The organism is Rhizobium sp. SG2393 (assembly GCF_042610495.1).
In the GTDB taxonomy this organism is placed as follows: Bacteria; Pseudomonadota; Alphaproteobacteria; order Rhizobiales; family Rhizobiaceae; genus RU20A.
The window spans coordinates 419,509-443,284 of sequence record NZ_JBHGAP010000002.1 but is presented as its reverse complement, the minus strand read 5'-3'; the positions used below and the strand labels follow the sequence as shown (position 1 = coordinate 443,284).

The 23,776-nt window shown below is 63.3% G+C and carries 23 protein-coding genes and 1 tRNA gene; 18 read left to right on the top strand and 6 right to left on the bottom strand.

Annotated elements, in window-relative coordinates:
* Positions 1-15 precede the first annotated feature (15 nt).
* Positions 16-92 (top strand) — tRNA-Met (locus ACED18_RS10705).
* Positions 93-242: 150 nt separating this feature from the next.
* Here ACED18_RS10705 and ACED18_RS10700 read toward each other — a convergent pair.
* A complete protein-coding gene (locus ACED18_RS10700) occupies positions 243-1,301 on the bottom strand; it encodes an AraC family transcriptional regulator (protein WP_377291896.1) in 1,059 nt (352 codons plus the stop codon).
* Positions 1,302-1,421: 120 nt separating this feature from the next.
* On the opposite strand from ACED18_RS10700, the gene ACED18_RS10695 reads away from it, so the two are divergent.
* The 4 genes from ACED18_RS10695 to ACED18_RS10680 all read left to right on the top strand — a co-directional run bounded on the left by ACED18_RS10695 (position 1,422) and on the right by ACED18_RS10680 (position 6,003).
* Positions 1,422-2,867 carry an APC family permease gene (locus tag ACED18_RS10695; protein ID WP_377291894.1) on the top strand — a complete coding sequence of 482 codons (1,446 nt, stop codon included), beginning with the start codon at positions 1,422-1,424 and terminating at the stop codon, positions 2,865-2,867.
* A gap of 113 nt (positions 2,868-2,980) precedes the next feature.
* The gene (locus ACED18_RS10690) at positions 2,981-4,135 is read left to right on the top strand and encodes a tyramine oxidase subunit B (RefSeq protein ID WP_377291892.1); all 1,155 of its coding nucleotides are present in this window, start codon (positions 2,981-2,983) and stop codon (positions 4,133-4,135) included.
* Between the two features lie 82 nt (positions 4,136-4,217).
* Positions 4,218-4,640, top strand: coding sequence for a RidA family protein (locus tag ACED18_RS10685; RefSeq protein ID WP_377291890.1), 423 nt, complete (start codon positions 4,218-4,220; stop codon positions 4,638-4,640).
* A gap of 64 nt (positions 4,641-4,704) precedes the next feature.
* Positions 4,705-6,003, top strand: a complete 1,299-nt coding sequence (locus ACED18_RS10680) for an NAD(P)/FAD-dependent oxidoreductase (protein WP_377291888.1) — start codon at positions 4,705-4,707, stop codon at positions 6,001-6,003.
* Positions 6,004-6,062: 59 nt separating this feature from the next.
* Here ACED18_RS10680 and ACED18_RS10675 read toward each other — a convergent pair whose 3' ends face one another.
* Together ACED18_RS10675 and ACED18_RS10670 are read right to left on the bottom strand one after the other, a co-directional pair.
* Positions 6,063-6,461 (bottom strand): VOC family protein, encoded by a 399-nt coding sequence (locus ACED18_RS10675; RefSeq protein ID WP_377291886.1) that lies wholly within the window; start codon positions 6,459-6,461, stop codon positions 6,063-6,065.
* Positions 6,462-6,518: 57 nt separating this feature from the next.
* On the bottom strand, positions 6,519-7,460 hold the full coding sequence (locus tag ACED18_RS10670; RefSeq protein WP_377291884.1) for a LysR substrate-binding domain-containing protein: 942 nt from the start codon (positions 7,458-7,460) through the stop codon (positions 6,519-6,521).
* 222 nt (positions 7,461-7,682) lie between these two features.
* Between ACED18_RS10670 and ACED18_RS10665 the strand changes: the two genes are divergently transcribed.
* The 4 genes from ACED18_RS10665 to ACED18_RS10650 all read left to right on the top strand — a co-directional run bounded on the left by ACED18_RS10665 (position 7,683) and on the right by ACED18_RS10650 (position 11,533).
* On the top strand, positions 7,683-8,027 hold the full coding sequence (locus tag ACED18_RS10665; protein ID WP_377291882.1) for a Dabb family protein: 345 nt from the start codon (positions 7,683-7,685) through the stop codon (positions 8,025-8,027).
* Positions 8,024-9,094: a maleylacetate reductase gene (locus tag ACED18_RS10660; protein ID WP_377291880.1), complete on the top strand. Its 1,071-nt coding sequence runs from the start codon at positions 8,024-8,026 to the stop codon at positions 9,092-9,094. Before ACED18_RS10665 ends, ACED18_RS10660 begins: the two co-directional genes overlap by 4 nt.
* An 11-nt stretch (positions 9,095-9,105) precedes the next feature.
* On the top strand, positions 9,106-9,957 hold the full coding sequence (locus ACED18_RS10655) for an intradiol ring-cleavage dioxygenase (RefSeq protein WP_377291878.1): 852 nt from the start codon (positions 9,106-9,108) through the stop codon (positions 9,955-9,957).
* A gap of 67 nt (positions 9,958-10,024) precedes the next feature.
* Positions 10,025-11,533 carry an aldehyde dehydrogenase family protein gene (locus ACED18_RS10650; protein ID WP_377291876.1) on the top strand — a complete coding sequence of 503 codons (1,509 nt, stop codon included), beginning with the start codon at positions 10,025-10,027 and terminating at the stop codon, positions 11,531-11,533.
* A 269-nt stretch (positions 11,534-11,802) separates the two neighbouring features.
* On the opposite strand, the gene ACED18_RS10645 is transcribed toward ACED18_RS10650, so the two are convergent.
* Positions 11,803-12,369: a nuclear transport factor 2 family protein gene (locus ACED18_RS10645; protein WP_377291874.1), complete on the bottom strand. Its 567-nt coding sequence runs from the start codon at positions 12,367-12,369 to the stop codon at positions 11,803-11,805.
* Positions 12,370-12,821: 452 nt separating this feature from the next.
* Between ACED18_RS10645 and ACED18_RS10640 the strand changes: the two genes are divergently transcribed.
* Genes ACED18_RS10640 through ACED18_RS10605 form a run of 8 tightly spaced genes read left to right on the top strand, consistent with a single transcriptional unit; the run spans position 12,822 to position 19,588 of the window.
* Positions 12,822-14,003, top strand: a complete 1,182-nt coding sequence (locus tag ACED18_RS10640; protein WP_377291872.1) for an amidase — start codon at positions 12,822-12,824, stop codon at positions 14,001-14,003.
* The gene (locus tag ACED18_RS10635) at positions 14,000-15,139 is read left to right on the top strand and encodes an acyl-CoA dehydrogenase family protein (protein ID WP_377291870.1); all 1,140 of its coding nucleotides are present in this window, start codon (positions 14,000-14,002) and stop codon (positions 15,137-15,139) included. The genes ACED18_RS10640 and ACED18_RS10635 overlap by 4 nt, the downstream gene beginning before the upstream one ends.
* A 28-nt stretch (positions 15,140-15,167) precedes the next feature.
* The gene (locus ACED18_RS10630) at positions 15,168-15,530 is read left to right on the top strand and encodes a hypothetical protein (RefSeq protein ID WP_377291868.1); all 363 of its coding nucleotides are present in this window, start codon (positions 15,168-15,170) and stop codon (positions 15,528-15,530) included.
* A gap of 18 nt (positions 15,531-15,548) precedes the next feature.
* Positions 15,549-16,823 carry a Rieske 2Fe-2S domain-containing protein gene (locus ACED18_RS10625; RefSeq protein WP_377291866.1) on the top strand — a complete coding sequence of 425 codons (1,275 nt, stop codon included), beginning with the start codon at positions 15,549-15,551 and terminating at the stop codon, positions 16,821-16,823.
* Positions 16,820-17,314, top strand: coding sequence for an aromatic-ring-hydroxylating dioxygenase subunit beta (locus ACED18_RS10620; RefSeq protein WP_377291864.1), 495 nt, complete (start codon positions 16,820-16,822; stop codon positions 17,312-17,314). The genes ACED18_RS10625 and ACED18_RS10620 overlap by 4 nt, the downstream gene beginning before the upstream one ends.
* Positions 17,314-18,075 carry an SDR family NAD(P)-dependent oxidoreductase gene (locus ACED18_RS10615; RefSeq protein ID WP_377291862.1) on the top strand — a complete coding sequence of 254 codons (762 nt, stop codon included), beginning with the start codon at positions 17,314-17,316 and terminating at the stop codon, positions 18,073-18,075. Before ACED18_RS10620 ends, ACED18_RS10615 begins: the two co-directional genes overlap by 1 nt.
* An 8-nt stretch (positions 18,076-18,083) precedes the next feature.
* Entirely contained in the window at positions 18,084-19,052 is a 969-nt protein-coding gene (locus ACED18_RS10610; RefSeq protein ID WP_377291860.1) for a PDR/VanB family oxidoreductase, read from the top strand.
* Between the two features lie 56 nt (positions 19,053-19,108).
* Positions 19,109-19,588, top strand: a complete 480-nt coding sequence (locus ACED18_RS10605; RefSeq protein ID WP_377291858.1) for a flavin reductase family protein — start codon at positions 19,109-19,111, stop codon at positions 19,586-19,588.
* A gap of 12 nt (positions 19,589-19,600) precedes the next feature.
* Here ACED18_RS10605 and ACED18_RS10600 read toward each other — a convergent pair whose 3' ends face one another.
* Positions 19,601-20,050 (bottom strand): MarR family winged helix-turn-helix transcriptional regulator, encoded by a 450-nt coding sequence (locus ACED18_RS10600; RefSeq protein ID WP_377291856.1) that lies wholly within the window; start codon positions 20,048-20,050, stop codon positions 19,601-19,603.
* Between the two features lie 247 nt (positions 20,051-20,297).
* On the opposite strand from ACED18_RS10600, the gene ACED18_RS10595 reads away from it, so the two are divergent.
* Positions 20,298-22,613: a methyl-accepting chemotaxis protein gene (locus tag ACED18_RS10595; protein WP_377291854.1), complete on the top strand. Its 2,316-nt coding sequence runs from the start codon at positions 20,298-20,300 to the stop codon at positions 22,611-22,613.
* 73 nt (positions 22,614-22,686) lie between these two features.
* On the opposite strand, the gene ACED18_RS10590 is transcribed toward ACED18_RS10595, so the two are convergent.
* The gene (locus ACED18_RS10590; protein WP_377291852.1) at positions 22,687-23,775 is read right to left on the bottom strand and encodes a D-TA family PLP-dependent enzyme; all 1,089 of its coding nucleotides are present in this window, start codon (positions 23,773-23,775) and stop codon (positions 22,687-22,689) included.
* Position 23,776: the final 1 nt, after the last annotated feature.

The following is a 23,776-nucleotide window of genomic DNA, read 5'->3' as shown; positions in this document are numbered from 1 at the left end:
ACCAAACGCGCTCGGCGCGGGGTGGAGCAGCCCGGTAGCTCGTCAGGCTCATAACCTGAAGGCCGCAGGTTCAAATCCTGCCCCCGCAACCAAATTCCTCACAAACAAAACCCATTCGGGAAAGCGAACCAAAAACTCCCCCGCATAAAGCGCCGAGGAGCTTTTGGCGTTGGCACGCAGGTCAAGCTCCAATGACCCGCAAGCCGGTTCAGGAGAGCGTTGTGGGCCCTACGGGCGCCAAACTACTCAGCTTCCGGGGATTGGCGGCGGCGGGAGCGTGTCTGTCGGGGGGATTGGCCGGTCCACTCCTTGAAGGCACGGGAAAAGGCGGCCCCGTCCGCGTAGCCAAGGGCCAGCGCCACATTCGCCGCACGCGCCTCAGGGCGCTCCAGGAGGCCCGCAGCAAGCGTGGTGCGATGCCGGCGCACGAGTTCCCTGATCGACGTGCCCTCTTCATCCAGACGGCGTTGGAGGGTGCGCAGGCTCAATCCAAGCTCCTCGGCAAGAAAGCCCGCCGTCACAGACCGTCGGCCCAGGTAGAGCTGGATGAGAAAGGTGACCCTGTCTGACAGAACGTCTTCCGGCTTCATCTCGCTGATCAGATCGGCAAGATGCCGCTCGATCGTCGCGACGAGGAACTTGTCTTCCGTCCGAAAGATCCGGTTGGCTTCCTCGGCTTCGTAGATCAGTCGGTTGCTGGACTGGGAAAACAGGATCGGCGCGCGGAAAATGCGCTTCAATGGCTCGATTTTCGCGGGTCGCTCATGTTCGAAATGAACTTCGAGCGGATTGAGATTGGCGCGAAAGCAGGAGCGCACAAGTTCACAGGTCACCGCCATTGAATATTCCGCATCCTGCCTGCGCGGCCAGATGCGGCTGTCGGTCAGTGCGTAGCTCCAGATCAGCGCGCCGTCCTCCTCAACGGCACCGGAACTGGTTGCTCCCTGCAGGGAGTTCGCCAACCGGGCAATGCGTTGCAGGGCGATATGCACGCTCGGAGAGACGGAAAACAGAATGCCCATGGGCCCAAGGTCTGCAGGCTTGCGGTGGGCACCGAGCTTGGCGCCGAAGTGTTCATCGCCGGTTGCTGCTGCCGCATCCTCCAGGAAGGCGACAAAATGGTGCAGCGGGATCATGGCATAGGGGTCGCCAAGTTGCGCCCGTGAAATGGCGTGGCGGTCAAGCAGCGTCGGCAGAACCACGCTGCTCCGTTCGAGATGCTCGATGAACGGTGTCAGCGCTGCAACCCGGATATAGGTGGTGGATTGACGCCCGCGAATCGGCGTCGCGCCGCTGGACATGGTCGATTCCTTCCCGGTTTGGCGCAAATTATCAAATAATTGTCACGGATAGCAATATCCAAGCGGCGGCTGCTCTCTCATCATTCTTAACAATAAACAAAGAAACCGTGAGGGGTTCACATGTCTGTCGCCAATAATGCGCAGGCGTCTTCAGGACGTCTGGCCCGCAATTCCGTGGGCATTTCCCATATCATCTTCTTCGTCGTCGCCGCGGCCGCGCCATTGACTGCCGTCGTCGGTGCGACGCCGCCGGCGTTTGCTTTCGGCAATGGCGCCGGCGTACCCGGAGCCTTCGTGCTCGCGGGCTTGCTTTACCTCATCTTCTCGGTCGGCTTCACCACCATGAGTCGGCATGTCGGTGGTGCCGGCGCCTTTTACACCTACATCACGCAGGGCATCGGCAAGCCTGCCGGCGTTGGCGGCGCCTTCATCGCGCTCCTGACCTACAGCTCGGTGCAAATCGCCGTCTATGCTCTGCTTGGCGTTTCGACGCAGGCCATGGTGGCCCCCTACGGCCTCGACCTGCCGTGGTATGTGTGGGCCCTCGCATTCCTCGTTCTGGTGCACCTGGCCGGTCAGCGCAACATCGCCTTTTCCGGCGCCATTCTCGGCCTGTGCATGCTCGCGGAGATCGCCATTCTTCTTGTCCTCAACATCGCGATCCTGGTTGCCGGTGGTGGACCCGAGGGTATCAACCTGACGTCTTTCGAGCCCTCCACCGTCTTCAGCGCCGGTCTGGGCGTGACGCTGGTCTTCGTCGTCGGCTCCTTCATCGGCTTCGAGGCGACCGCCATTTTTGCTGAGGAAGTCGATCGTCCGGAGGTCACCATTCCCCGGGCAACCTACGTATCGATTGTGCTGATTGCCGTCTTCTATGCCTTCTCCACTTGGACGATCGGACTGCATTACGGTCCGTCGAAGGTCCAGGAAGTCGCCAACAGCTTGCTGGGCGCCTTCTACTTCGATGCCGCGACCAACGTTCTCGGTGCCTGGGCTGCCATCACGATGAATGTGCTGCTCGTGACCAGCCTCTTTGCCTGCGTTCTTTCCTTCCACAATACGCTGAACCGCTACTTCTTTGCCCTCGGGCGCGAGGGGCTTGCCGCCCGTGCGCTGGGGAAGGTGCATGCGACGCACGGCTCGCCCTATGTTGCAGGCATTCTTCAATCCGTCTCCGCAGCGACCGTGATCATTGCTTTTGCCGCGGCCCGGCAGGATCCCTTTACCGTCGTCTTCCCCTACATGTCGGCCCTGACCGTCATCGGCATTCTCACCGTGCAGGCCGTGGTTTGCATCTCGGTCATCCGCTATTTCCGCAAGAACAGCCATGGACATGGGCCTTGGCAGACCCTGATCGCTCCGGCGCTCGCATTCGTCGGTCTTGCCGGCGCTCTCGGCCTGGTCATTTCTAATCTTGAGCTTCTGGCCGGCGCCTCCAACATCGTTGTCGACAGCTTCCCGCTGCTCGTCGCGCTTGTTGGCCTCGGGGGGATCGTCTTCGCGATCCGGATCAAGGGTTCCGACCCCGTTCGCTACGCGGCGCTCGGCAAAGTCTTCGAGGCGTAATCCGTAACCGTAACCCGCGGGACGGCGCCGTCGTCCCGTATCGTCCACCACGGCTCACGATCCAGTCGGCTCGACCGGATGCGATGTGCTGCGTCCCTATGGAAGCATGAATCATGAACGACATGACCCCCATCCAAAGCACCAAGATCGATTTCATCTATCTGTCCGAAGACGACATGATCCGCGCCGGCGTGACCGACATGCCTGCCTGCGTCGATGCCATGGAGGAGATGTTCGGGCTGCTCTATCACGGCGATTATCGGATGGCCGGCCCGAACAGCGACAGCCACGGCGCTGCCATTTCCTTCCCGGAAAACTCGCCCTTTCCGGACATGCCGAAGCCGACCGCCGACCGACGCTTCATGGCCATGCCTGCTTATCTCGGCGGCCGCTTCCGCACGGCCGGCATGAAATGGTACGGCTCCAACATCGAAAACCGCGACAAGGGACTGCCGCGCTCGATCCTGATGTTCTGTTTGAACGATGCCGATACCGGCGCGCCGCTTGCCTTCATGTCCGCCAATCTGCTCTCGGCCTACCGCACCGGTGCCATTCCGGGCGTCGGTGCCCGGCATCTGGCGCGCAAGGACAGCCGTATCGTGGGTATTCTGGGGCCGGGCGTGATGGCCAAGACCACGCTTGCGGCCTTCATGGCTGCATGCCCGCACATCGACACCGTCAAGGTCAAGGGACGTGGCGAGAAGAGCCTGAAGAGCTTCCTTTCCTGGATCGCCGAAACCTATCCGCAGATCACGTCGGTGACCGTGGTCGACAGCATCGAGGCGGTCGTGCGCGATAGCGACCTCGTCAGCTACTGCAACTCCGGTGCGGTCGGCGATCCCTCCACCTATCCGCTGGTGAAGCGTGAATGGGTCAAACCCGGCGCCTTTCTCGCCATGCCGGCGCTCTGCAACATCGACGAGGCCATGGAAGCGCGCGACGTGCGCAAGGTGGTCGACAATACAGGCCTGTACGACGCCTGGTTCCATGAACTGCCGAAGCCTGCCCATGTCCATGTGCCGATCATCGGCGTGAAGTTCATGGACATGATCGCCGAAGGCCGCATGGATCGCGCCGACCTCGAAGACATCGGCAAGATCGTCGCAGGCGATGCTCCGGGTCGCCAGAACGATGAGGAGATCATCATCATGTCCGTTGGCGGCATGCCGGTCGAGGATGTCGCCTGGGGCACCATCGTTTACCGCAATGCCATCAGCCGCGGCATTGGTGTCCGGCTCAATCTCTGGGACGTGCCTGTTCTGCGTTGATCCCCGACGCCACCTTGCCGGGCGGCCTGAAGTTTCCGTCCCGCCCGGCTCTTTCTTTCCCCATCTATTGTCGAGCGCTTCCATGACCAAGATCGTCAAGATCAAGACCGGATCCAAGTTTGAGGATCACGGCAGCTATTCACGCATCGTCGCCGTCGATGATTGGATCTTCGTTTCCAACACGGCGGGACGAAATCCGGTGACGAAGGATATTCCCGAAGATATCACCGCGCAGACCTTGCAGGTCTTTGCCAATATCGAGGCCGCGCTGGCCGCGATCGGGTCCGGGCTCGGCGATGTCGTTGCCTCCCGCGTTTTCATCCAGGATCCCGCCGACACCCTGGCCGTCATGACGGTCGTTGGCGAGAAGTTTCGTGGCGTCAATCCTGCCAGCACCGTCACCTGCCCGCCGCTCGGTTCCACAGTCTACAAGGTCGAAATCGAGGTCACCGCCTATCGGGGTGCCGGCAAGGCTGAAACCGAAGAGCGCGTCATTTCGCTCTGATCACGCTCTGGAAAGGCTGCGGCGCGGCCTGCCCCGCATGTCATGAAAGTGAAAGTCTGCAGATATGGCTCCCACCATTCATCCCGTTCAAACCGCGTCCGCTTTTCCGGCCCAAACGACGGTCGTCGTCATCGGTGGCGGCATTGTAGGGCTGACCGCAGCGCTCGTTCTGGCCGAGCGGGGCATTCCCGTCGTTCTTCTCGAGAAGGGACGTGTTGCCGGCGAACAGTCCTCGCGCAATCTCGGCTGGATCCGCAAGATGGGTCGTTCTGCGCCGGACGTGCCAATGGCGCAGGCGGCAGACCGCTTGTGGGCGGTCATGGCGGAACGTGTTGGCATGGATGTCGGCTATCGCCAGGCGGGCATCATGTATCTGGCCCGCACCGAAGCCGAGATGGAGGCGCACCGCCAATGGATGAGGACGGTCGAACCCCTTGATCTCGATTCCGAGATGCTGAGCGCTACCCAGATCGACCAAAGGGTGCCTGGTGGCAGGGGTCTCTGGGCCGGCGGCATCTTCACCGCCTCCGACGGCCGCGCCGAGCCGACGCTTGCTCCTAGCGCGATCGCGCGGGCGGCGATTGCGAAAGGGGCGGTCATCGTCGAGAACTGCGCCGTGCGCACACTCACCCGTTCGGCCGGGCGCGTCACGGGTGTTGTCACCGAAAGGGGCGAGATACGCTGCGATCAGGTTCTGCTTGCAGGCGGCCTGTGGTCACGAAAGTTTCTCGCCAATCTCGGCGTCGGCCTGCCGACACTACCGCTCGTGTGCTCCGTCATCCGGACGGCGCCAATGGAGGGGCCGACGGAGATTGCCGTGGGTGGTCCCGATTTTTCCTTCCGCAAGCGTCTTGATGGAGGCTTTACCATCACCCAGCGCGGCGCGCTCGGAGCGCCACTGATGCTCGATCATCTGCTGATCGGCCTGCGCTATCTCCATGTGCTGCGTGGCCAGCGACAGTTGCTTCGCATCAGCCTCGGATCGGATTTCCTGAAGGATATCGCCTTGCCGCGCCGCTGGGGTCCGAAATCGCATTCTCCTTTCGAGCGCGTGCGGACAATGGATCCGCCGGCCAGCGCCGACATCAACGCCGAGGCGCTGCGCAACCTCACGACCGCCTGGCCGGAATTCGGGAAGGCGGTCGTGGAGGATGTCTGGGCCGGCATGATGGATATAACGCCCGATTCCCTGCCGGTGATCGGTCCGGTCGCGTCCATCCCCGGATTGACGGTCGCCAGCGGCTTTTCAGGTCACGGCTTCGGCACCGCGCCGGCGGCCGGGCAATTGGCGGCAGATCTCGTGACCGCATCCTCGACGCCCCTTATCGACCCGGCGCCCTATCGCCTCGAGCGGTTTCACTGATGATCTCGCGGTCGCCCATGAATGGTCGGCCACGAGAAGGGCTGCGATCGCCACGTCCATCAGGAACGGCGCGGATCGAGATTGCGCACGGTCGCAACCGCGTTGCGGCTGTCCGGCAAAAATTCGAGCAGCAGCCCATCCGGCATTTCAATCCAGTGGGCGCCCTTTTCCGTCGGTCTGCCGCCATGGGCACGCGCGCCGATAATGGCCGCCGGCACATCCGCGCAGATAAGTCCAAGATGTGCGAAGCGACCTTCCGGACCGCTGAAATCAGCATCCTCGACAATCTGAAGTCCCCCGAGCAGCCACACCTGCCGCGGCTTGTCGGGCCCGTCGTCCTGCTTGGTCACTGTCATTCCCAGCACATCACGGAAGAAGGCCAGGTGCGGGGCAATGTCGCGCACGGTGAAGGCAACGTGGTCGAGATAGGCTTCGGTTGCACTTTTCTTTTCCTGCATGGATCAGTTCCAGAGTTTGGCGCCGGATTGTCCTCCCAGCGCGGTTGGGGGAAATGTTCAGACCGGATCGTCTGTGCGTGCCGCCACCTGCTGCCATGTCCGTTCAAGATCATTGTCCCGGAAGTGACGCACGAGTGCGTCGATGAAAAGCCGGGTCCGGGCGGGCAAATGGGTGCGAGAAGGAAAGACGATGTTCATCGTCAGGCGCGGCAGCGTCCAGTCCGGGAGAACAGGCACCAGTTGCCCGCTCTCGATATCCTCTTGGACGACATAGGCTGGCTGAACCAGCAGCCCCATGCCGGCAAGCGCTGCCTGCCGCAGCAGTTGCCCGTCATTGCTGGCCATCTTTGCCACGGCAGGCAGGCGGCGTTCCTCGCCGTCGCGCGCAAAGCTCAGCTGGTCCCAGTTCTCCGAGAGCGTATAGAGCAGCAGGTGATGGTGCTCCAGATCGTCCGGAGTGCGCGGCAAGCCGTGACGTGCGAGATAGTCGGGCGCGCCGACAATCAGTCGCGGCACCTCTGCCAGCTTCCGGATCGTCACGCTGCTGTCCACTTCGGCCCGACGAGTGCGGATAGCGAGATCGAGCCCGTTCTCGATGATATCGCAGTAGCGGTTGGAGGCCTGAAGATCGATGCGGACCTGCGGGTAGCGTGTCGTGAACATGTTGATGACAGGCATCAGGTGCAGCATCGAAAAGGAGAGCGACGCGCCAAGCCTGAGGACGCCGGTCGGCTCGGCCGAAACGAGGCTGACGCTTTCTTCCGCTTCCTGCAGCGTGGACAAAATATCCCGCGCGCTGCGGGCAAAACGCTGCCCCTCGGACGTCAGGGAAAGAGCCCGGGTGGTTCTCTGAACCAGCCGCACGCCAAGGCGGTTTTCCAGGTTCGTCAGATGGCGGCTGACGCCCGAGACGGAAAGCCCCATCTCGGCGGCAGCACGCGTCAGGTTTGCCTCGTCTGCGATGCGCGTGAAGATTTCCAGTTCGACGAAGCGGTCCATCTTGCCCACCCGGTGCTAGGGTCTCTTTCTGTCAATAACAGTAATATTCACGTAATTATGCATTTTTGCAAGAGGGAGCTCCGCGATCTGTCGGTCTTGCACGACCTGCAAGAATGTTTTCTGATTTACGTGATTTATCACGTTTATATTGACGGGCAGAATGCCGGACCATGGGGCGCGGGGCCTGGACCCGCGCAAGTCATCTGTTTCCGGAGCTCGTCCATGTCCACTGCCCTTCTCGCCACGCGTCCCGTTCGGCACATCGTCATGTGGAATGTCGCAGGCGATACGCCAGAAGATCGTTCTGCCGCGATCGAGACCGTGCGTCATGCCTTCGAGGCTTTGCGCGGCCAGATCCCCGGTCTTACGCGGCTCGACATCGGGATTGACTGCAGTCGTGTCGATTACGCCTGCGACATGGTTCTCGTGACCGACTTCGATAGCGGAGCCAGTCTGCGCGCCTACGCCACCCATCCCCTGCATCTTGCCGCACGCGACCGCCTGCAGGGGCTGCGGATCGCCCGTTTCCAGGTCGATTACCCCATCAATGCCGAGGATATCGCATGAGGAACGAGCCCAACTTCGTCTATGTCGGCCATCCGGCCCGGGTCATCTTCGGTTTCGGCACCACGCGTCGCCTGCCGGAAGAGCTTACCCGCCTCGGCGCGAAGCGGGCTCTGGTCCTCTCCACGCCAGCCCAGAAAGCCGAGGCAGAGACGCTGTTGGCGCTGCTCGGATCCTCGGGTGCCGGCATCTTTGCCGGCGCCGTCATGCACACACCCGTTGACGTGAGCGAAAGCGCCACCCGGCATGCTCAGGCGCTTGCGGCAGACGTGATCGTCGCTGTCGGTGGGGGGTCGACGATCGGTCTCTCCAAGGCGATCGCCTTGAGGACCGATCTTCCGCAAGTGGTCTTGCCGACGACCTATGCGGGGTCGGAAATGACGCCGATCATTGGCCAGACGGACAAGGGCGTGAAGCACACGCAGACCACGCTGAAAGTGCTTCCCGAAGTCGTCATCTACGATGTCGAGCAGACGCTCGGCTTGCCGGTGGGCATGTCCGGGACCAGCGGCATGAACGCGATGGCGCATGCGATCGAGGCGCTCTACGCGCGCGAGACAAATCCGGTCATCTCGGCGCTGGCCATCGAAGCGGTCCGGTCGCTGGCCCGGGCACTGCCGGTCATCGCGGGTGCGCCCGGCGATCGCGACGCGCGCGCCGACGCGCTGTATGGCGCGTGGCTGTGTGGTATCTGTCTCGGCTCGGTCGGAATGGCGCTGCACCACAAGCTTTGCCACACACTGGGCGGAAGTTTCGATCTGCCACATGCCGAGACCCACACGATCCTGTTGCCGCATGCGCTCGCCTATAACGCCCCGGCCATTCCCGCCGTCATGGCGCGGCTTGAAGCGGTGCTGGGGGCCGAGCCCTGCGGCGCGCTCTTCGATCTCGCCCGCGCCATCGGCGCGCCGTCGGCGCTGTCGGCCATCGGCATGCCGGGCGATGGCATCGAGCGGGCCGCAGCGGCAGCTTTGGCCAATCCTTACTGGAACCCGCGCCCGCTGGAGAAGCAGGGCATCACCGATCTGATCGGCCGCGCTTTTTCCGGTGCGCGGCCAGTGATTGCCTGAGGAGGGCGACAATGCGCTACTTCACCGAGGAAACCTCCGCGGAGGTCGTCAACGACCGCATCGGGCCGCAGGCCTCACCGCGCCTTGCCCGCGTCATGGCCTCGCTCGTCAGCCACCTGCATGCCTTCGTCAAGGATGTGGAGCTGACCGAGGCGGAATGGGGCGTTGCCATCGATTTCCTGACCCGCACCGGGCAGACATGCTCGGATGCGCGCCAGGAGTTCATCCTTCTGTCCGACGTGCTCGGCGTCTCGATGCTCGTCGATGCGATCAACCACCGCGCGCCTGGCCAGGCCACGGAAACCACCGTTTTCGGCCCCTTCCATGTCGATGGCGCGCCCGAGCGGGACATGGGGGCCAATATCAGCCTCGATGGCAAGGGCGAGACCTGTCTCTTCGAAGGCCGCGTGCTCGATCTCGAGGGGCGGCCGGTCGAAAACGCGCTCGTGGATGTCTGGTCCGACAATGAGGACGGCTTCTATGATGTACAGCAGCCCGGCCTGCAGCCGCCCTTCAACAATCGTGGTATCTTTCGCACCGGCAAGGACGGCGCCTATGCCTTCCGCGGCATCAAGCCGGTCGCCTATCCGATCCCGGATGACGGGCCGGTGGGCAGGATGCTGGCGGCCCTCGGCCGCCATCCCTGGAGACCCGCCCACATGCACTTCATGGTCACGGCGCCCGGCGCCGAGCGCCTCATCACCCATCTCTTCGTGGCGGGCGATCGCTATCTCGCCTCCGATGCCGTTTTCGGGGTGAAGGAATCGCTGATCGTCGATTTCAAGCCTGTGGACAGCCCGACAGAGCGCTTCCGGGCGCATTTCGATTTCGTGCTGGCCCCTGAGCGGCCCGCTGCCACCTGACCGTCCCGCCGGCCATGCGGGGAGCCTGGCCGGCTTATCGAACAATAAAATCCAGAGGGAAACGACAATGAAGATCGCCCAGCCCGACAGCGCCGTCACCACCGTAAGCGCCGATGTCACCGCCTTTCTCGCCGCCCCGACATGCCTGATCGACGGCCGGCCGCATACAGCCCTTTCCGGCAAGACCTATTCCGTCTTCAACCCGGCCGACGGCTCGGTGCTGGCCGAGGTGCCGGCCTGCGGGCCGGAGGATGTCGATCTGGCCGTGAAGGCTGCGCGCCGCGCCTTCGAGGGCCCGTGGTCTCAGATGCTGCCAGCCCGGCGCCAGAGCATTCTCCTGAAGATCGCGGATCTGATCGAGGCGCATGGCGAGGAGCTTGCCCAGCTCGAGACGCTGAACCAGGGCAAGTCGATCATGCTTGCCCGCCTCATCGAGGTTCAGTCCTCTGCCGAGTATTTCCGCTATATGGCGGGCTGGGCGACCAAGATCGAGGGATCGACGCTCGACGTCTCCATCCCGATCCCGCCCGGCATGCGCTATCAGGCTTTTACCCGCAAGGAGGCGGTCGGCGTCGTCGCCGCCATCACGCCCTGGAATTTCCCGCTGAACATGGCGGCCTGGAAGGTCGCACCCGCGCTTGCCGCCGGTTGCACCGTGGTTCTGAAGCCGGCGGAGGAGACGCCGCTGACCTCGATCCGCCTGGCTCAACTCTGCCTTGAGGCAGGCGTGCCGGAAGGGGTCGTCAATGTCGTCACGGGCTTTGGCGAGAGCGCGGGTGCGCCGCTCGTCGCCCATCCGCAGGTGTCGAAGATCACCTTCACCGGCTCCACCGAAACCGGCAGGCTGATCGGCGTGCAGGCCATGAAGGACATGAAGCGCGTGACGCTGGAACTCGGCGGCAAGGCGCCGATGATCATGTTCGACGACATGGATCTCGATCTTCTGGGCGCCGCCGCCGGCATCGGCAGCTTCTTCAACACCGGTCAGACCTGTTGCGCGGGCGTGCGTATCTATGCCCAGAAGGGCATCTACGAAAAGGCGCTGGAAGTCATCGCCAATGTCACCCGCAGCCTGGCGGTCGGCTCCGGCCTCGATCCGCGCAACCAGATCAATCCCGTGGTCTCCGCTCGCCACCAGGCCCATGTGAAGGCCTGCATCGCGCGCGGCATCGCGGAGGGCGCCACCCCCGTCATCGGCGCCAGCGCACCGGACAAGGGCTTCTTCGTCGCGCCCGAACTCTTCACCAATGTGCGCCAGGACATGGCCCTGATGCAGGACGAGGTGTTCGGCCCCGTCATCGCCATGACGCCCTTCGACGATGCGGATCAGGCGATTGCCATGGCCAATGACAGCCGCTACGGCCTCGGCGCGTCCATCTGGACCACCGACCTCAACAAGATGATGCGCTATGTGCCGAAGATCGAGGCCGGCATCGTCTGGGTTAACAGCCACAACATTCCCGACCAGAACATGCCCTTCGGCGGCGTCAAGCAATCCGGCATCGGCCGCGAACACGGACGCGGCGCACTCGACAACTATCTCGAAACGAAATCGGTGTGTGTCGCCTATCGGTGAGGGGCCGTTACTGCGCTGAAATGACAACGCTCCCGGTTTTGGCCGGGAGCGTTTGTGTGTGGTGATGGTGAGGATGGGAGGACTGTTTCCGTCTGCGGGGAAGATCCGCGCGTGTTCCGCAGTCGTCCCGTCCGGCCGACCCGAGGCGGCATCCGGCGCGATTCAGGCCCTGACCGCGAACGACATCTGCCACGACGCGGAGGCGCCGTTGCACGATATCGGCTGACGGCCGGCATGCGCGAGGGCGGGCGCGCGCCCCTCGCCCCTTCTCACGGCTTCATCAGAACCGACTTCGACGGATAGTCGGACGCCCAGGTGGCCGGGAGCGGCGCGACGAAGACGTTTTCGGTGCGGGTGCGGGTGATCTTCCAGGTGCCGTCCGGCTCCCGGCGGAAGGTGTTGTTGAGGCGCGAGGAGCGGAGCAGCGCCTTGCCGTCGGAGAAGAGCCAGGGCTGCATGTGCACCCACTGGCCATCGGCCGTCGTCCCATTCTCGTGCACGTGGATCTGTTCCGAAGTCAGGTAGTGGCAGTTGAGGATGAGGGCGGGATCGGTCTTGCCGCCCCAGAAGCCCTGGAAATGCCTGCGGATGGCGGCAGCCCCCACCGCACGGCCGAACTGGTTGTCGTAATATTCGCCGACGCCTTCCCAGACCGCATCCTCCGTGTAGAGCTGCATGATCCGCTCGATGCGCTCGGCATCGTCCGCCACGCCGAATTCCGGGTTCGGCGTATCGCACAGGAACATGTAGCGCGCCTGGAGACGGCGGATATCGGCCTCCGCCTCAAGCACCTCGATGCGGCGCACGAGCGCGGAGATGTCTGTTGGTGTTGTCATGGAAATCCCCTGTCTGAAGGTGATGGCCTTCTCATCGAAGGTGGAGCGCGATCGCGTCCGGGCTGATGGTGCCGAAGCGTCTCGCCTTCGGCCCGTGCCGCAAAGATCGTACCGAGACGCACAAAGGCGTCAAGCGGTAATATTCACGTAAAAAATAATCCAATAACGCGCCAACCCAAGTCTTTGAATTGTTTGGTATCGGCCGGCTCGGAAAACAGCTTTGCATGTCCTGCAACACCGAATGATGGGCGCGTGTGCTATCAGAAGCGTGTGAGCGCCCTGTGGAGGCAGGGCAGCCGTGCAGCCCGACCCAAGACGCAGGCGGCCTCCAGGCCGATGCGGAGCTGTGCCTTCACTCAAGTTCTTGAAAGAAAATAAAAAATGGCCGCGCGAAATTGCAGATTGACAGTTTGGTCATATACAGTAATTTTCACGTAAAAGGGAACGTGATAATGAAAACCTGGGATGAGCGATACAGACGTGCGGGAGAGACGGCCATCGCCGTGCCGCTTGCGCTCGGCGCAAAGGACGGCCCGAGGGTCGCCATCAAGGACTGCATCGACATTGCCGGCCTTGTCACGCGCTGCGGCTCGCGCGCCTATGCTGATGCCGCGCCGGCCGCCGTTGATTCCGCTGTCGTCGCCCGCCTCATCGCGGCTGGCTGTAACATTGTCGGCAAGGCCCGCCTGCACGAGCTTGCCTATGGAATGACAGGTGTGAACGCCTTTGAAGGTACCCCCGTCAATCCGCGGTGGCCTGATCGCATTCCGGGCGGATCATCCTCGGGCTCGGCCGTGGCCGTCGCGTCAGGTCTCGTCGATTTCGCGATCGGCACGGATACGGGCGGTTCGGTACGCCAGCCGGCGATCTGCTGCGGCGTCATCGGCCTCAAGCCGACCTTCGGGCTTGTCGACCGTGCCGGTACGCTGCCGGCGGAAAGTTCGCTGGACTGTATCGGTCCCATTGCCCGCACGATCGACATGATTGACCGGGCGATGGCGATCATCGCCAACGACTACCGGGCTGACGCACTGCAGAAGCCACCACGTCTTGCCTTGCTGCGCACCGATGAACGCCTTGATCCGGAGATGGGCGAAGCGTTTCAGGCTGTCGCCGCCCATAGCGGGGAGATCGATCACCTCCTTTTGCCACACTTCGACGAGGCCTTTTCGGCCGGCATGGATGTGATCGCCTCGGAAACGCTGACGGCCCATCGCGAACGTCTTGATGCCGGGGCACCGTTTGGTGCCGACATTCTCACGCGGCTGCAAAGGGCGCGCGCCCTTCCGGACGCAGCTCTGGCAGCGGCCTCGCAGGTCCGCGCTCTTTTCACAACAGCTGTGGATGCCGCGCTTGAGACGTCCGACGTCATCGTCACGCCGGCCCTGCCTCAGGCTCCGCCACGCCTCTCGGAGGCCGCCGATCCCGCAAGGGTGCTGCCGCTGACGCTTTATCTGCGGCCGTTCAACCTGTCCGGCCATCCGGCCATCGTCCTGCCGGTCGTCACCACCGGCGGCCTGCCGTCCGGCGTGCAGCTCATAGGTCGCAAGGGGGCGGATGCCTGGCTCGTCGCCGCCGCTCGCTGGCTTTGCGATCACCACCCGATGTTCTCAGACTTGAGGGGAGAGAGATGAATTCCCATAGCACCATCGCGCCGGCCTCGCCGCTGGAGGCGCTGAAGGCCGAAATCGTCCTTCGCCGCCAGGAGTTTCAGGAACTGCGCCATATCCCTGTCGATATCGTCCGCCGCTTTCAGGACGTCGGTGTCTATCGCGCCTTCGTACCCCGGCGCTTCGGCGGCGACGGTCTGACGCCTCAGGCCTTCTGTCGCCTGGTGGAAGAGATTGCCACCGCCGACGCCTCTGCCGGCTGGGTCGCAAGCTTCGGCGTTTCGGCCACCTATCTGGCCGCACTCCCGCCGGAGACGTATCAGGCGATCTATGGCGCGGACCCCAACACGGTCTTTGCCGGTGCCATGTTCCCGCCGCAGCCGGCGCGCCGCGTCGATGGCGGTTTCGAGGTCAGCGGCCGTTGGCCCTGGGGTTCAGGCGTGATGGGCGCATCCATCGTCGGCGCCGGAATCAAGGTCGAAGGTGAAGCAAGCCCGCTGCCGCGCACGGCCATCATGCCGCGCGACAAGGTGAAGGTCGACGAGACCTGGAACACGATCGGGCTTCGCGCCACCGGCAGCCACGACATCCTCGCCGACCGGGTGGTTGTGCCGGAGGAGTGGACCTTCATTCGCGGCGGCAAACCGCAGATGGACGATGCGATCTTCCGCTATCCGGCCATGGCGCTCGCCGCGCAGGTTCTTGCCGTCGTTGCTCTGGGCGCGGCGCGCGGCGCGCTTGACTGGCTGCGCGGGGACGCGCTTGCCCGCACTTCGATCACCGGCGCCCCCAGCCCGGCGGCCCGCGCCTATGTGCAGATTGATTTCGCCCGTGCCGAGGGTCTTCTCGCCGGTGCCCGCGCCGCCTTCTACGAAGCGATCGAGGCCGCCTGGCGCCAGATGGAGGAGAAGGGCGAAATCGATCGGCAGGCGCATATTCACCTGCGCCACACAGCCTCCAAGGCTGCGCAGGATGGAGCCGAAGCCGCGCGCATCGCCTTCGTGCTCGGCGGCTCCGACGCCATGACAGCAGGCCATCCGCTGGGCCGCGCCATGATCGATGCGGCCTGCGTGGCCCAGCACGCCTTCATCAATGCCGGCAGCTGGCAGGCGGCAGGTGCCGCGCTCTTCGAGCAGCAGACGCCGCCCGGCTATCCGTGATTTCGAGACTTCATGAAAGGACCACCCCATGTCGGAACCGACCCCCATCCGAACGCTTCTGTGCCTTGCGGTGCAGCCCGCCTTCTTCGACCTGCCCTTTAGCCAGATCGGCGGCGTCTGGAAGGCCACGCAGGCCTTCATGTCCGGTGTCGCGAGGCTCGACGGCGTCACCGTTCTCGGTACGCTCGATGACGACCAGACGCAGGTCGGCACGTCGCCCGCCTTTCCCTGGACCTGGTACATGCTGTGCGATTTCCCGGACCGGCAGGCGGTGATCGCGGCCTGCAACCTGCTGCGCACGATCGTGGTCGATGAGGAGGATCATCGGCTGTGGAAATACATGCGCGTCGAGGCCCGCATGGGCCGCGCGCTGACGATCCCCGAATTGTGAGACTTGAGAGGAGCAGCCATGGTGCACGCAGCAGAAAAATTCAGCGATCTCGACGCGCTCTATTCGCCGGAAGCGAAGGTCGCGACCTCGATGTACGAGGATGGCGACCTCTTCAAGGAAGAGATGGAGCGCATCTTCAAGCGCACCTGGGTCTGGGTCGCCCATGATAGCGAACTCGCCGACAAGGGATCGTTCAAGCTCTCGCATGTCGGCCTGGAGCCCGTCATCGTGGTGCGCGACCGCAAGGGCGAGGTCAACGTTCTCGTCAACCGGTGTCGCCACCGCGCCGCCACCGTCTGCGAGGTCAAGAAGGGCAAGACCTCGTCCTTCCAGTGCCCCTATCACGGCTGGGGCTATGGCCTCGATGGATCGCTGCGCGGCCTGCCCTATCCCGAACAATATGGCGAGGATTTCGACAGGGGCGCGCATGGGCTGAAGAGACTGCGCACCGAAAGCTATGCCGGCATGATCTTCGCCACGTTCAACGAGGAGATCGAGCCGCTCATCGATTTCCTCGGACCGGGCGTCTGCCGCTACATCGATCTCTTCATGAAGCAGGGCGGCGGCTTTCCGGTGAAGGTGCTCGGCGAGCACCAGTTCACGGTGCCGATGAACTGGAAGATCCAGCTCGAGAACACCACCGACGCCTATCACTTCCCGGTCGTCCACAAGAGCTTCATGCAGTCGCTGGATGGTGACGCCGAGGAAGCCTTCAAGTTCCTCGATACCGGCAAGGGCTTTGTCGAGGATCTCGGCAACGGCCACTCCGTCATGGTGATGATCCCCGAGCGCATCGATCTGGATGAGAATCTCGACGATCCCGTCGAGGAACGCTTCCTGCCGCTCGTCGAGGAGCTGCGCGGCGAGGGCTATCCGGAGGACCAGGTGAAGAAGATCGTGCGTGCCGTCGGCGGTGCGGGCTTCAACCTCAACCTTTTCCCCAACGTCTCCTTCTCGCTTGCCTTCTTCCGGGTCCTGACCCCCGTGAACGTCGAGCGCACCGATGTCCGCCACATCGCCCTCGGCATGGATGGCGGGCCGGCGGCGGCCAACCGCGTGCGGCTGCGTCTGCACGAACATTTCCAGGGGCCGATGGGCTTCGGTTCGCCCGACGATGCCGAGGTCTGGGAGCGCGTGCAGCGCGGCACCAAGGGCGGGGAAGACCTGCCGATCCTCGTCAATCGCGGCCTCATCGACGAGACCCCCGGCGAACTCGGTCCGCGTGGCCACATTAGTGCCGAGACGGGTATGCGCGCCGCCTATCACATGTGGAAGAGGATGATGTCGGTATGAACATGATGATCAGGAACAACGATCTGGCGCTCCTGCAGAAGGTCAGCGCCTTCCTCTGGGCCGAGGCCGCCCTGCTCGACGGCAAGGACTACGACGCCTGGCTGGCGCTGTGGATCCCCGAAGGCTTCTACACGCTGCCGATCGGAGAGGGGGAGGATTACGACAACCAGCTCAACCTCTGCCACGACAATGATCGCATGCGGCGCGACCGCATCCAGCGGTTCCAGCAGGGCTTTTCGATTTCCTCCGCCCCGCCGGCGCGCACCGTGCGGACCGTTTCCCGCTTCGTCATCGACAGCGTCGAGGGCGATACGGTGACGGTTTCGAGCGCCGAGCAGGTGGTCGAAGACAAGTTCGGCCGTCAGCGCATCTGGGCGGCGAATGTCCGCCACGTGCTGGTGGCAGAGGCCGAAGGCTTCCGGATCCGCACCAAGGTGGTGCGCCTCCTCAACTCGGATGGGATGCTGAATTCGTTCAGCTATTTGTTCTGATGGCGGCGCCCCTTCCCGAAAAGATCCAGACCGCCGTCGTCACGGGTGCAGCCCGTGGCCTCGGGGCGGAGATTGCCCGGGCACTGCACCGGGCCGGCTTTCGCGTCGTCATCACCGACGTGGAGGCAGAGGCGGGCACGTCGCTCGCCTCCGAACTCGACCTCGCCGGCGAAACGGCGGTCACGGCAACGCTCGACGTGTCGAAGCCTGGGGATTTCCAGGATGTGCTCGACAAATGCGTCGAGCGCTGGGGCTCGGTAGAGGTGCTGGTCAACAATGCCGCCCGCACCGCGGTCAAGCCACTGCTTGAGATCGACCCCGCCGACTTCAACGCGGTGCTCGCCACCAATGCCGGCGGCACCTTTGCCGGCAGCCAGATCTTCGGCCGCCATTTCAAGGCGCGCGGCTTCGGCCGCATCGTCAATCTGGCATCGCTGGCGGGGCAGAACGGCGGCACGGCAACGGGTGCCCATTACGCGGCCTCCAAGGGCGCGATCCTGACGTTGACCAAGGTTTTCGCCCGCGATCTCGCCCCCTTCGGCGTGACCTGCAATGCGATCGCGCCCGGCCCTATGGACACGCCAATGGTCCGCTCGGTGATCACGCCGGAGAAGATGGCGGGCGCGCTTGCCGGCATTCCGGTCGGACATCTCGGCGATCCCGTCTTCGTGGCCGAACTGGTGGCTCTTCTGGCTGGCCCAACGGCAGCCTTCGTCAATGGCGCCTGCTGGGACGTCAATGGCGGCATCTACATGCGGTGAGGTGGACTATGACAAGCGAACGTCTGACCCTGAAAATCGCCGACCGGTTCGAGGAACCCGGCAATATCCTGCGCCTGCGCCTGACACGTGCCGACGGTGCGCCGCTCAGGCCGTTCGATGCCGGCGCGCATCTCGACCTGCGGCTGAAAGACGGAGCGATCGATCTGTGGCGACAGTATTCGCTGTGCTCCGACCCGGCCGAGACCGGCTTCTACGAGATCGGCGTTCTGCTCGATCCCAAGACGCGTGGGGGCTCCGCCGCCGTGCACCGTCTCGCCCGGCCGGACGTGGCTTTCGAGGTCGAGGGACCGCGAAATCATTTTCCGCTCGCCGAAGAAGCCGACAGGACCGTCCTCTTCGGCGGCGGGATCGGGATCACCCCGATGCTGGCCATGGCGCGGCGGCTGCATGCGCTCGGCCGCGACTTCGTGCTCCACTACTGCACACGCTCCGAGGGCGTGACGGCGTTTCGCGACATGATCGCCGCCGCACCCTGGGCTGACCGCGTCGTCTTCCATTTCGACGACCAGCCAGCCGCGCAGCGGCTTGATCTTGCCCGCGATCTGCCGAAGCCGGCAGCTGGAACACATCTCTACGTCTGCGGCCCGCAGGGCTTCATGGACTGGGTGATTTCGGCCGCTGAGGCAGCCGGCCATGCGCCGGCCAATGTGCACCGCGAATACTTTTCCGCCGATGTCGATACATCCGGTGCCGGCTTCGAGGTGGAAGCCCGCCGTTCCGGCATTACCGTCACGGTCGGGCCCGAGGATACGATCGCCAAGGCGCTGGCCAGAGCCGGCGTCAAGGTGGAGGTCAAGTGCGAGGAAGGCGTGTGCGGCACCTGCGTGACCGACGTGCTGGAAGGCAAGCCCGACCATCGCGACAAATTCCTGACCGATGACGAGCGGGAGGAAGGGACGATGATCTGCGCCTGCTGCTCGCGCTCTTGCGGTGCAAAACTGGTTCTGGATGTCTAAAGCGCCGCGGCGCAAAGGAGGATTGCATGACGATGTCTCAACCGACGGAAGCCGCCTTGACCTTCCGCGAAGGCATGAGCCGACTTGGCGCAGCCGTGACGCTGCTGACCTCCGACGGCGTTGCCGGACGCCACGGAATGACCGCATCTGCCGTGGTTTCTGTCACCGATAGCCCGCCAACGCTGATCGTGTGCGTCAACCGCGGCATTCGCTGCCATGACCTGTTTATCGAAAACGGCGTTCTGGCCGTCAACGTTCTGGCGGGGCGCCATCAGGATCTGTCGCGGCGTTTTGCGAGCAAGGATGTCGGCGACCGTTTTGATGGTGCGGGCTGGCTTACCCTGGAGACGGGAGCTCCGGTCCTCGATGACGCCGAGGTTGCCTTCGATTGCCGGATCATCGATGTCAGATCGGTCGGTTCGCATTCGGTCCTGACCTGCGAAGTCGATGCGGTCCGTCTGCACTCGGATCAGCCAGAAGGCCTGATCTGGTTCGGAAGGCACTTCCATCACCTGCAGTCACAGGCGGTCTTGTAACGGGTATCAGCCTCACATGCGTTTGAGCTGGTCGAAGACTTTCTCGAGAATGCCGTTCAGCACGTCCATCTCCTCGGTACTGACGGAGCGGAAGGCGATGTCGAAGATGTCGCGCACCTCCGCCAGTGCCAGCGCGCCCATGCGTTCGCCGGCAGCTGTCAGGCTGACCTCCGTCGCCCGGGCATCGGTCGGGCGAACGCGTGTCGCCACGAGGCCGTCGGCCGCAAGGCGCTGAACGACCTTGGTGGTGGTGTTGAGCCGCATAGCGGAGAATTCAGCAATCTCCGAGACCGACAGATGGGTATCCTCCCTGAGCGACATGAGAACCCGCCACCGTGGCGCGTCGATCCCGATCGGCTTCAGCCGCTTTTCAAGGACCTGCACGTACCGCTGGTCGACCCTGCTGATCCAATAGAAGGGCCAGGTCTTCTTTGCATGCGGCGTCGCGATTTTGGCGCTCAAAAAACTCACTCCCGGCCTGGTATGCCTGTCAGGATTTGCTGCATCTTCACGTTAACTTTAACCTTTATGATGGTTGTTCCGCGCCCGTCAACGTCCCTTGCGCGCTCATCTGACAAAGCGCCGTCTAAATCCAAGGTAAAAAATAAATCCCTAATGCACCCCCTCACGTCTCTGCTTCACCGAAAATTAAACACGCATTGTCAATCTTACGCAGATTTTAGGATAATCGACAGATTAAGAGGATAATATGCAGCCCGCCAGATCGAGATCGCTCGCGGTCAAGCTCCTTTCCGTCGTAGCGCTCGCGATTGCGAGCTTTCTCGCGATCACCTTTACGATCGTTATCTTTCAGGTCCGCGAACAGGCCGTCCACGCGACGCTTGCGCAGGCAGAGGCTGACGCCAAGGCGATTGCGCGCGACTTCAACACAAAGCTCGGCGCCATATCTGCGGCGACCCTCTCCCTGTCGGGCGTGATGGAGCGCGGCATCGCCGCCCATGCCCTCGACCGCGCGTCTGTCAATGATCTCCTGCGGACCTATCTCGACAAGTTCGATCTCGTTTTTGGCGCGTGGATGCTCGAACAGGAGAAAGGTTTCGACGGGGCTGTGGGGCCGCTCGATGACGCGCGCCAGGGCACGAACACAAGCGGTGTTTTCACCCCCTACTGGGTGCGTTCGAATGGCGAGCCGACGCTCATTCGCCCCGAGAAAATCGATTACTCCGTAGAGTATTTCAAGCTTTCGGCAACATCGAAAAAGGGCGAGGTGACCGAACCCTATCAGGAGGACCAGGCCGACAACGCCCTGATGATGAGCGTAACCCAGCCCGTTCAAGTCGGCGGCAAACTGATTGGTGTGACGGGCGTCGATATCGTTCTCGGAACCTTGGCGGATTCGCTGAAGAACGAACGGCCCTTCGGCGACGGGCGCGTCTATCTTCTGTCATCCTCCGGCAAATGGCTGACCGCGCCCGAGCCGTCTCTGATCACGAAGCCTTACGCTGCCGAAAATGCCGAGGCTGTCATGGCCACGATTGCGAGCGGCGCAACGCTGACGATCCATCATGCGGTCGGCGCGGATGGCGGTGCGGTTTACCGCGTCATCTACCCCTTCCAGCTTGCCGGCCTTGAAACCCGGTGGGCGATTGTGGAAGACGTGCCGGTCGCGGCAGTGTCTGCCATTGTCGATCAGCAGACGATGGTGCTGGTCCTCGGAGGCCTGTTCATCCTTCTCGCTGCCGTCGGCTCACTTTTCCTCGCCGTGCGCCTCTTCGTCCAGAAGCCTCTCGCAGGCCTCGTGAGCGATGTCGGGACGCTCAGCAACGGCATCTACACCCAGCCGATCAGTGGACAGGACCGTTCGGACGAAACCGGTGCGGTCGCAAAGGCGCTCGAAGGCTTCCGTCACCAGCTTGCTGACACCAAGCGCCTGGAGGCAGAAGCCAGCGCCCAGCGAGGTCTGACGGAAGCAGAACGCAGCCGTGCAGAACTCGAACGCGCGGAAGCCGGTGCCCTGCAGCGCGATATCGTCTCCCGTCTTGGAGATGGCCTTGCACAGCTTTCCTCCGGCAACCTCACCTTCCGGCTCTCCGGCGAGTTTCCGGGCGAATATGGCAAGCTGAAGACCGACTTCAATTCCGCCATCGAAAGCCTTGAGGAGACGATCCGGACGCTCAACACATCCGTCGGCAACATCGGCGGCGGAACCAGCGAAATCTCCAAGGGTGCAGCCGATCTCTCCCAGCGGACCGAACAGCAGGCCGCGAGCCTGGAGGAAACGGCAGCCGCACTCGACGAGTTGACCTCGCAGGTCAATGCCAGCGCAGAGAATGCCCGTGTTGCCGCCCGGTCCGTCGATGCCGCAAGCGAGGACGCGAGCAGATCCGGAGAAGTCGTGCAGAAGGCAATCGCCGCCATGCACGGCATTGAACATTCCTCCCAGGAAATCTCCAACATCATTGGCGTCATCGACGACATCGCCTTCCAGACCAATCTCCTTGCTCTGAATGCAGGTGTCGAGGCAGCCCGCGCCGGCGAGGCCGGAAAGGGCTTTGCCGTCGTCGCCCAGGAAGTGCGCGAACTGGCACAGCGCTCGGCCAGTGCCGCCAAGGAGATCAAGACATTGATCAACACCTCCGAGGTTCAGGTCCGCGAAGGGGTCGATCTCGTCGGAAAGGCGGGCGGCACGCTCGAAAACATCGCGCGGCAGGTCATCCAGATCAACGGTCTCATCCGGCAGATCTCCTCCTCGGCCTCCGAGCAGGCAACGGGCCTCAAGGAGATCAACGCTGCTGTCAACCAGATGGATCAGGTCACGCAGCAGAATGCTGCGATGGTCGAGGAGACGACAGCCGCCTCCATGGCCCTCAACGACGAGGCGCAGATGCTGAAATCGCTCGTTGCCCGTTTCCGTGCAGGCACGGCCGCGTCATCAGCCGGGGAGCCCCTGTCGAAGACCGGCGCGTACGGATCCTCTCACCAGCCAGCGGCGACGCGATCAAAGGCCAGACCACAGGTAGCCGGCAACACCGCGCTTGCGCGGGATGACTGGGAAGAGCGCTGAAGCCGGCATAAGACCGCAGCCCTTGTGACACCAAGGCGTTGCTGGACAGTGTGGCGAATTGGTACGTTTGTACTTACCAAACAAGCCCGCGCGCTGTCACCGGCTCGACCCGGGTGACGATGCCGTCGCGGTGGAAGGTCATGCTGTCGAAGAGGTTGGAGATGACGCAGGTATGGTTCGGAACGATCCGGACCTTGTCTCCGATCTCCGGCCGCGGGCCGGTAATCTTCGACAGATCCACATTGGCATGTTCCTCGGAAAGGCCGGTGATGACGGCCTCGGGATAGTCGATGATCAGGCCGTAATCGGAAAAGCCGAGTAGGTCCGATGTCAGCGCCTTGGACCCGGCATCCAGGATGGCGCGGTCCGGGGTGGGGCGGGAGACGACGGTGGCGAGAACATGCATGGCGCAGTCCTCCAGCGTGCAATGGCCGGCGCGCACCATGGAGCGGTCGTTGTAGATATAGGTTCCGGCCCGGTGCTCCGTGGCCGATGGCACGAGATGGGCCGAAAACAGGCTCGGTGTGCCGCCGTTTGAGCGGATTGGGCAGGGAATGCCGTCTTTTTCGAGATCGGCGATGGCGGACGCGAAGAAGTGCTCGACGGCGGCTTCCGTCTGCGCTTTCGGATAGGTCATCAGCCCGGCGAATGTCAGGCCCTCATGGCCGATAATGGCGCGGGCGAGTGCCGTTGCCTCCGCCGGCGTCTGAACGCCGCAGCGCCCGCCGCCCGTGTCGCACTCGACCAGCACGGCAAGCGGCTTGCGGCCGGAAAAATAGGCGGCCAGACCTGCAACCGTAACCCGGCTGTCGGCGACGACCTTCAGGTCCGAGATGCGGTCGTTGAGGGTGGAAAGCGCGGCAAGCTTTTCTGCGCCCAGAATGTTGAAGGTGATCAGGATGTCCTGAAAACCGGCGTCGGCGAAGACCTCAGCCTCGCTGATCTTCTGGCAGTTGATGCCCCGCGCGCCGGCCGCAACCTGCGCCTCTGCCAGTGCCGGGATCTTGTGGGTCTTGATATGCGGGCGGAAGGCGAGGCCGTGGGCGGTGAGGTAATCCTGCACGCGGGCGATATTCGCGGCCATCCGGTCTTCGTCGATCACGGGAAGCGGCGTCGACAGATCGAGAAGGGAGCGGCCGACGGGGTTCGTTTCGAATGTCATA

Coding starts and splice junctions, on each gene's coding strand:
- ACED18_RS10700 (WP_377291896.1), bottom strand. CDS start 1,301: ATGTCCAGCGGCGCGACGCCGATTCGCGGGCGTCAATCCACCACCTAT.
- ACED18_RS10695 (WP_377291894.1), top strand. CDS start 1,422: ATGTCTGTCGCCAATAATGCGCAGGCGTCTTCAGGACGTCTGGCCCGC.
- ACED18_RS10690 (WP_377291892.1), top strand. CDS start 2,981: ATGAACGACATGACCCCCATCCAAAGCACCAAGATCGATTTCATCTAT.
- ACED18_RS10685 (WP_377291890.1), top strand. CDS start 4,218: ATGACCAAGATCGTCAAGATCAAGACCGGATCCAAGTTTGAGGATCAC.
- ACED18_RS10680 (WP_377291888.1), top strand. CDS start 4,705: ATGGCTCCCACCATTCATCCCGTTCAAACCGCGTCCGCTTTTCCGGCC.
- ACED18_RS10675 (WP_377291886.1), bottom strand. CDS start 6,461: ATGCAGGAAAAGAAAAGTGCAACCGAAGCCTATCTCGACCACGTTGCC.
- ACED18_RS10670 (WP_377291884.1), bottom strand. CDS start 7,460: ATGGACCGCTTCGTCGAACTGGAAATCTTCACGCGCATCGCAGACGAG.
- ACED18_RS10665 (WP_377291882.1), top strand. CDS start 7,683: ATGTCCACTGCCCTTCTCGCCACGCGTCCCGTTCGGCACATCGTCATG.
- ACED18_RS10660 (WP_377291880.1), top strand. CDS start 8,024: ATGAGGAACGAGCCCAACTTCGTCTATGTCGGCCATCCGGCCCGGGTC.
- ACED18_RS10655 (WP_377291878.1), top strand. CDS start 9,106: ATGCGCTACTTCACCGAGGAAACCTCCGCGGAGGTCGTCAACGACCGC.
- ACED18_RS10650 (WP_377291876.1), top strand. CDS start 10,025: ATGAAGATCGCCCAGCCCGACAGCGCCGTCACCACCGTAAGCGCCGAT.
- ACED18_RS10645 (WP_377291874.1), bottom strand. CDS start 12,369: ATGACAACACCAACAGACATCTCCGCGCTCGTGCGCCGCATCGAGGTG.
- ACED18_RS10640 (WP_377291872.1), top strand. CDS start 12,822: ATGAAAACCTGGGATGAGCGATACAGACGTGCGGGAGAGACGGCCATC.
- ACED18_RS10635 (WP_377291870.1), top strand. CDS start 14,000: ATGAATTCCCATAGCACCATCGCGCCGGCCTCGCCGCTGGAGGCGCTG.
- ACED18_RS10630 (WP_377291868.1), top strand. CDS start 15,168: ATGTCGGAACCGACCCCCATCCGAACGCTTCTGTGCCTTGCGGTGCAG.
- ACED18_RS10625 (WP_377291866.1), top strand. CDS start 15,549: ATGGTGCACGCAGCAGAAAAATTCAGCGATCTCGACGCGCTCTATTCG.
- ACED18_RS10620 (WP_377291864.1), top strand. CDS start 16,820: ATGAACATGATGATCAGGAACAACGATCTGGCGCTCCTGCAGAAGGTC.
- ACED18_RS10615 (WP_377291862.1), top strand. CDS start 17,314: ATGGCGGCGCCCCTTCCCGAAAAGATCCAGACCGCCGTCGTCACGGGT.
- ACED18_RS10610 (WP_377291860.1), top strand. CDS start 18,084: ATGACAAGCGAACGTCTGACCCTGAAAATCGCCGACCGGTTCGAGGAA.
- ACED18_RS10595 (WP_377291854.1), top strand. CDS start 20,298: ATGCAGCCCGCCAGATCGAGATCGCTCGCGGTCAAGCTCCTTTCCGTC.
- ACED18_RS10590 (WP_377291852.1), bottom strand. CDS start 23,775: ATGACATTCGAAACGAACCCCGTCGGCCGCTCCCTTCTCGATCTGTCG.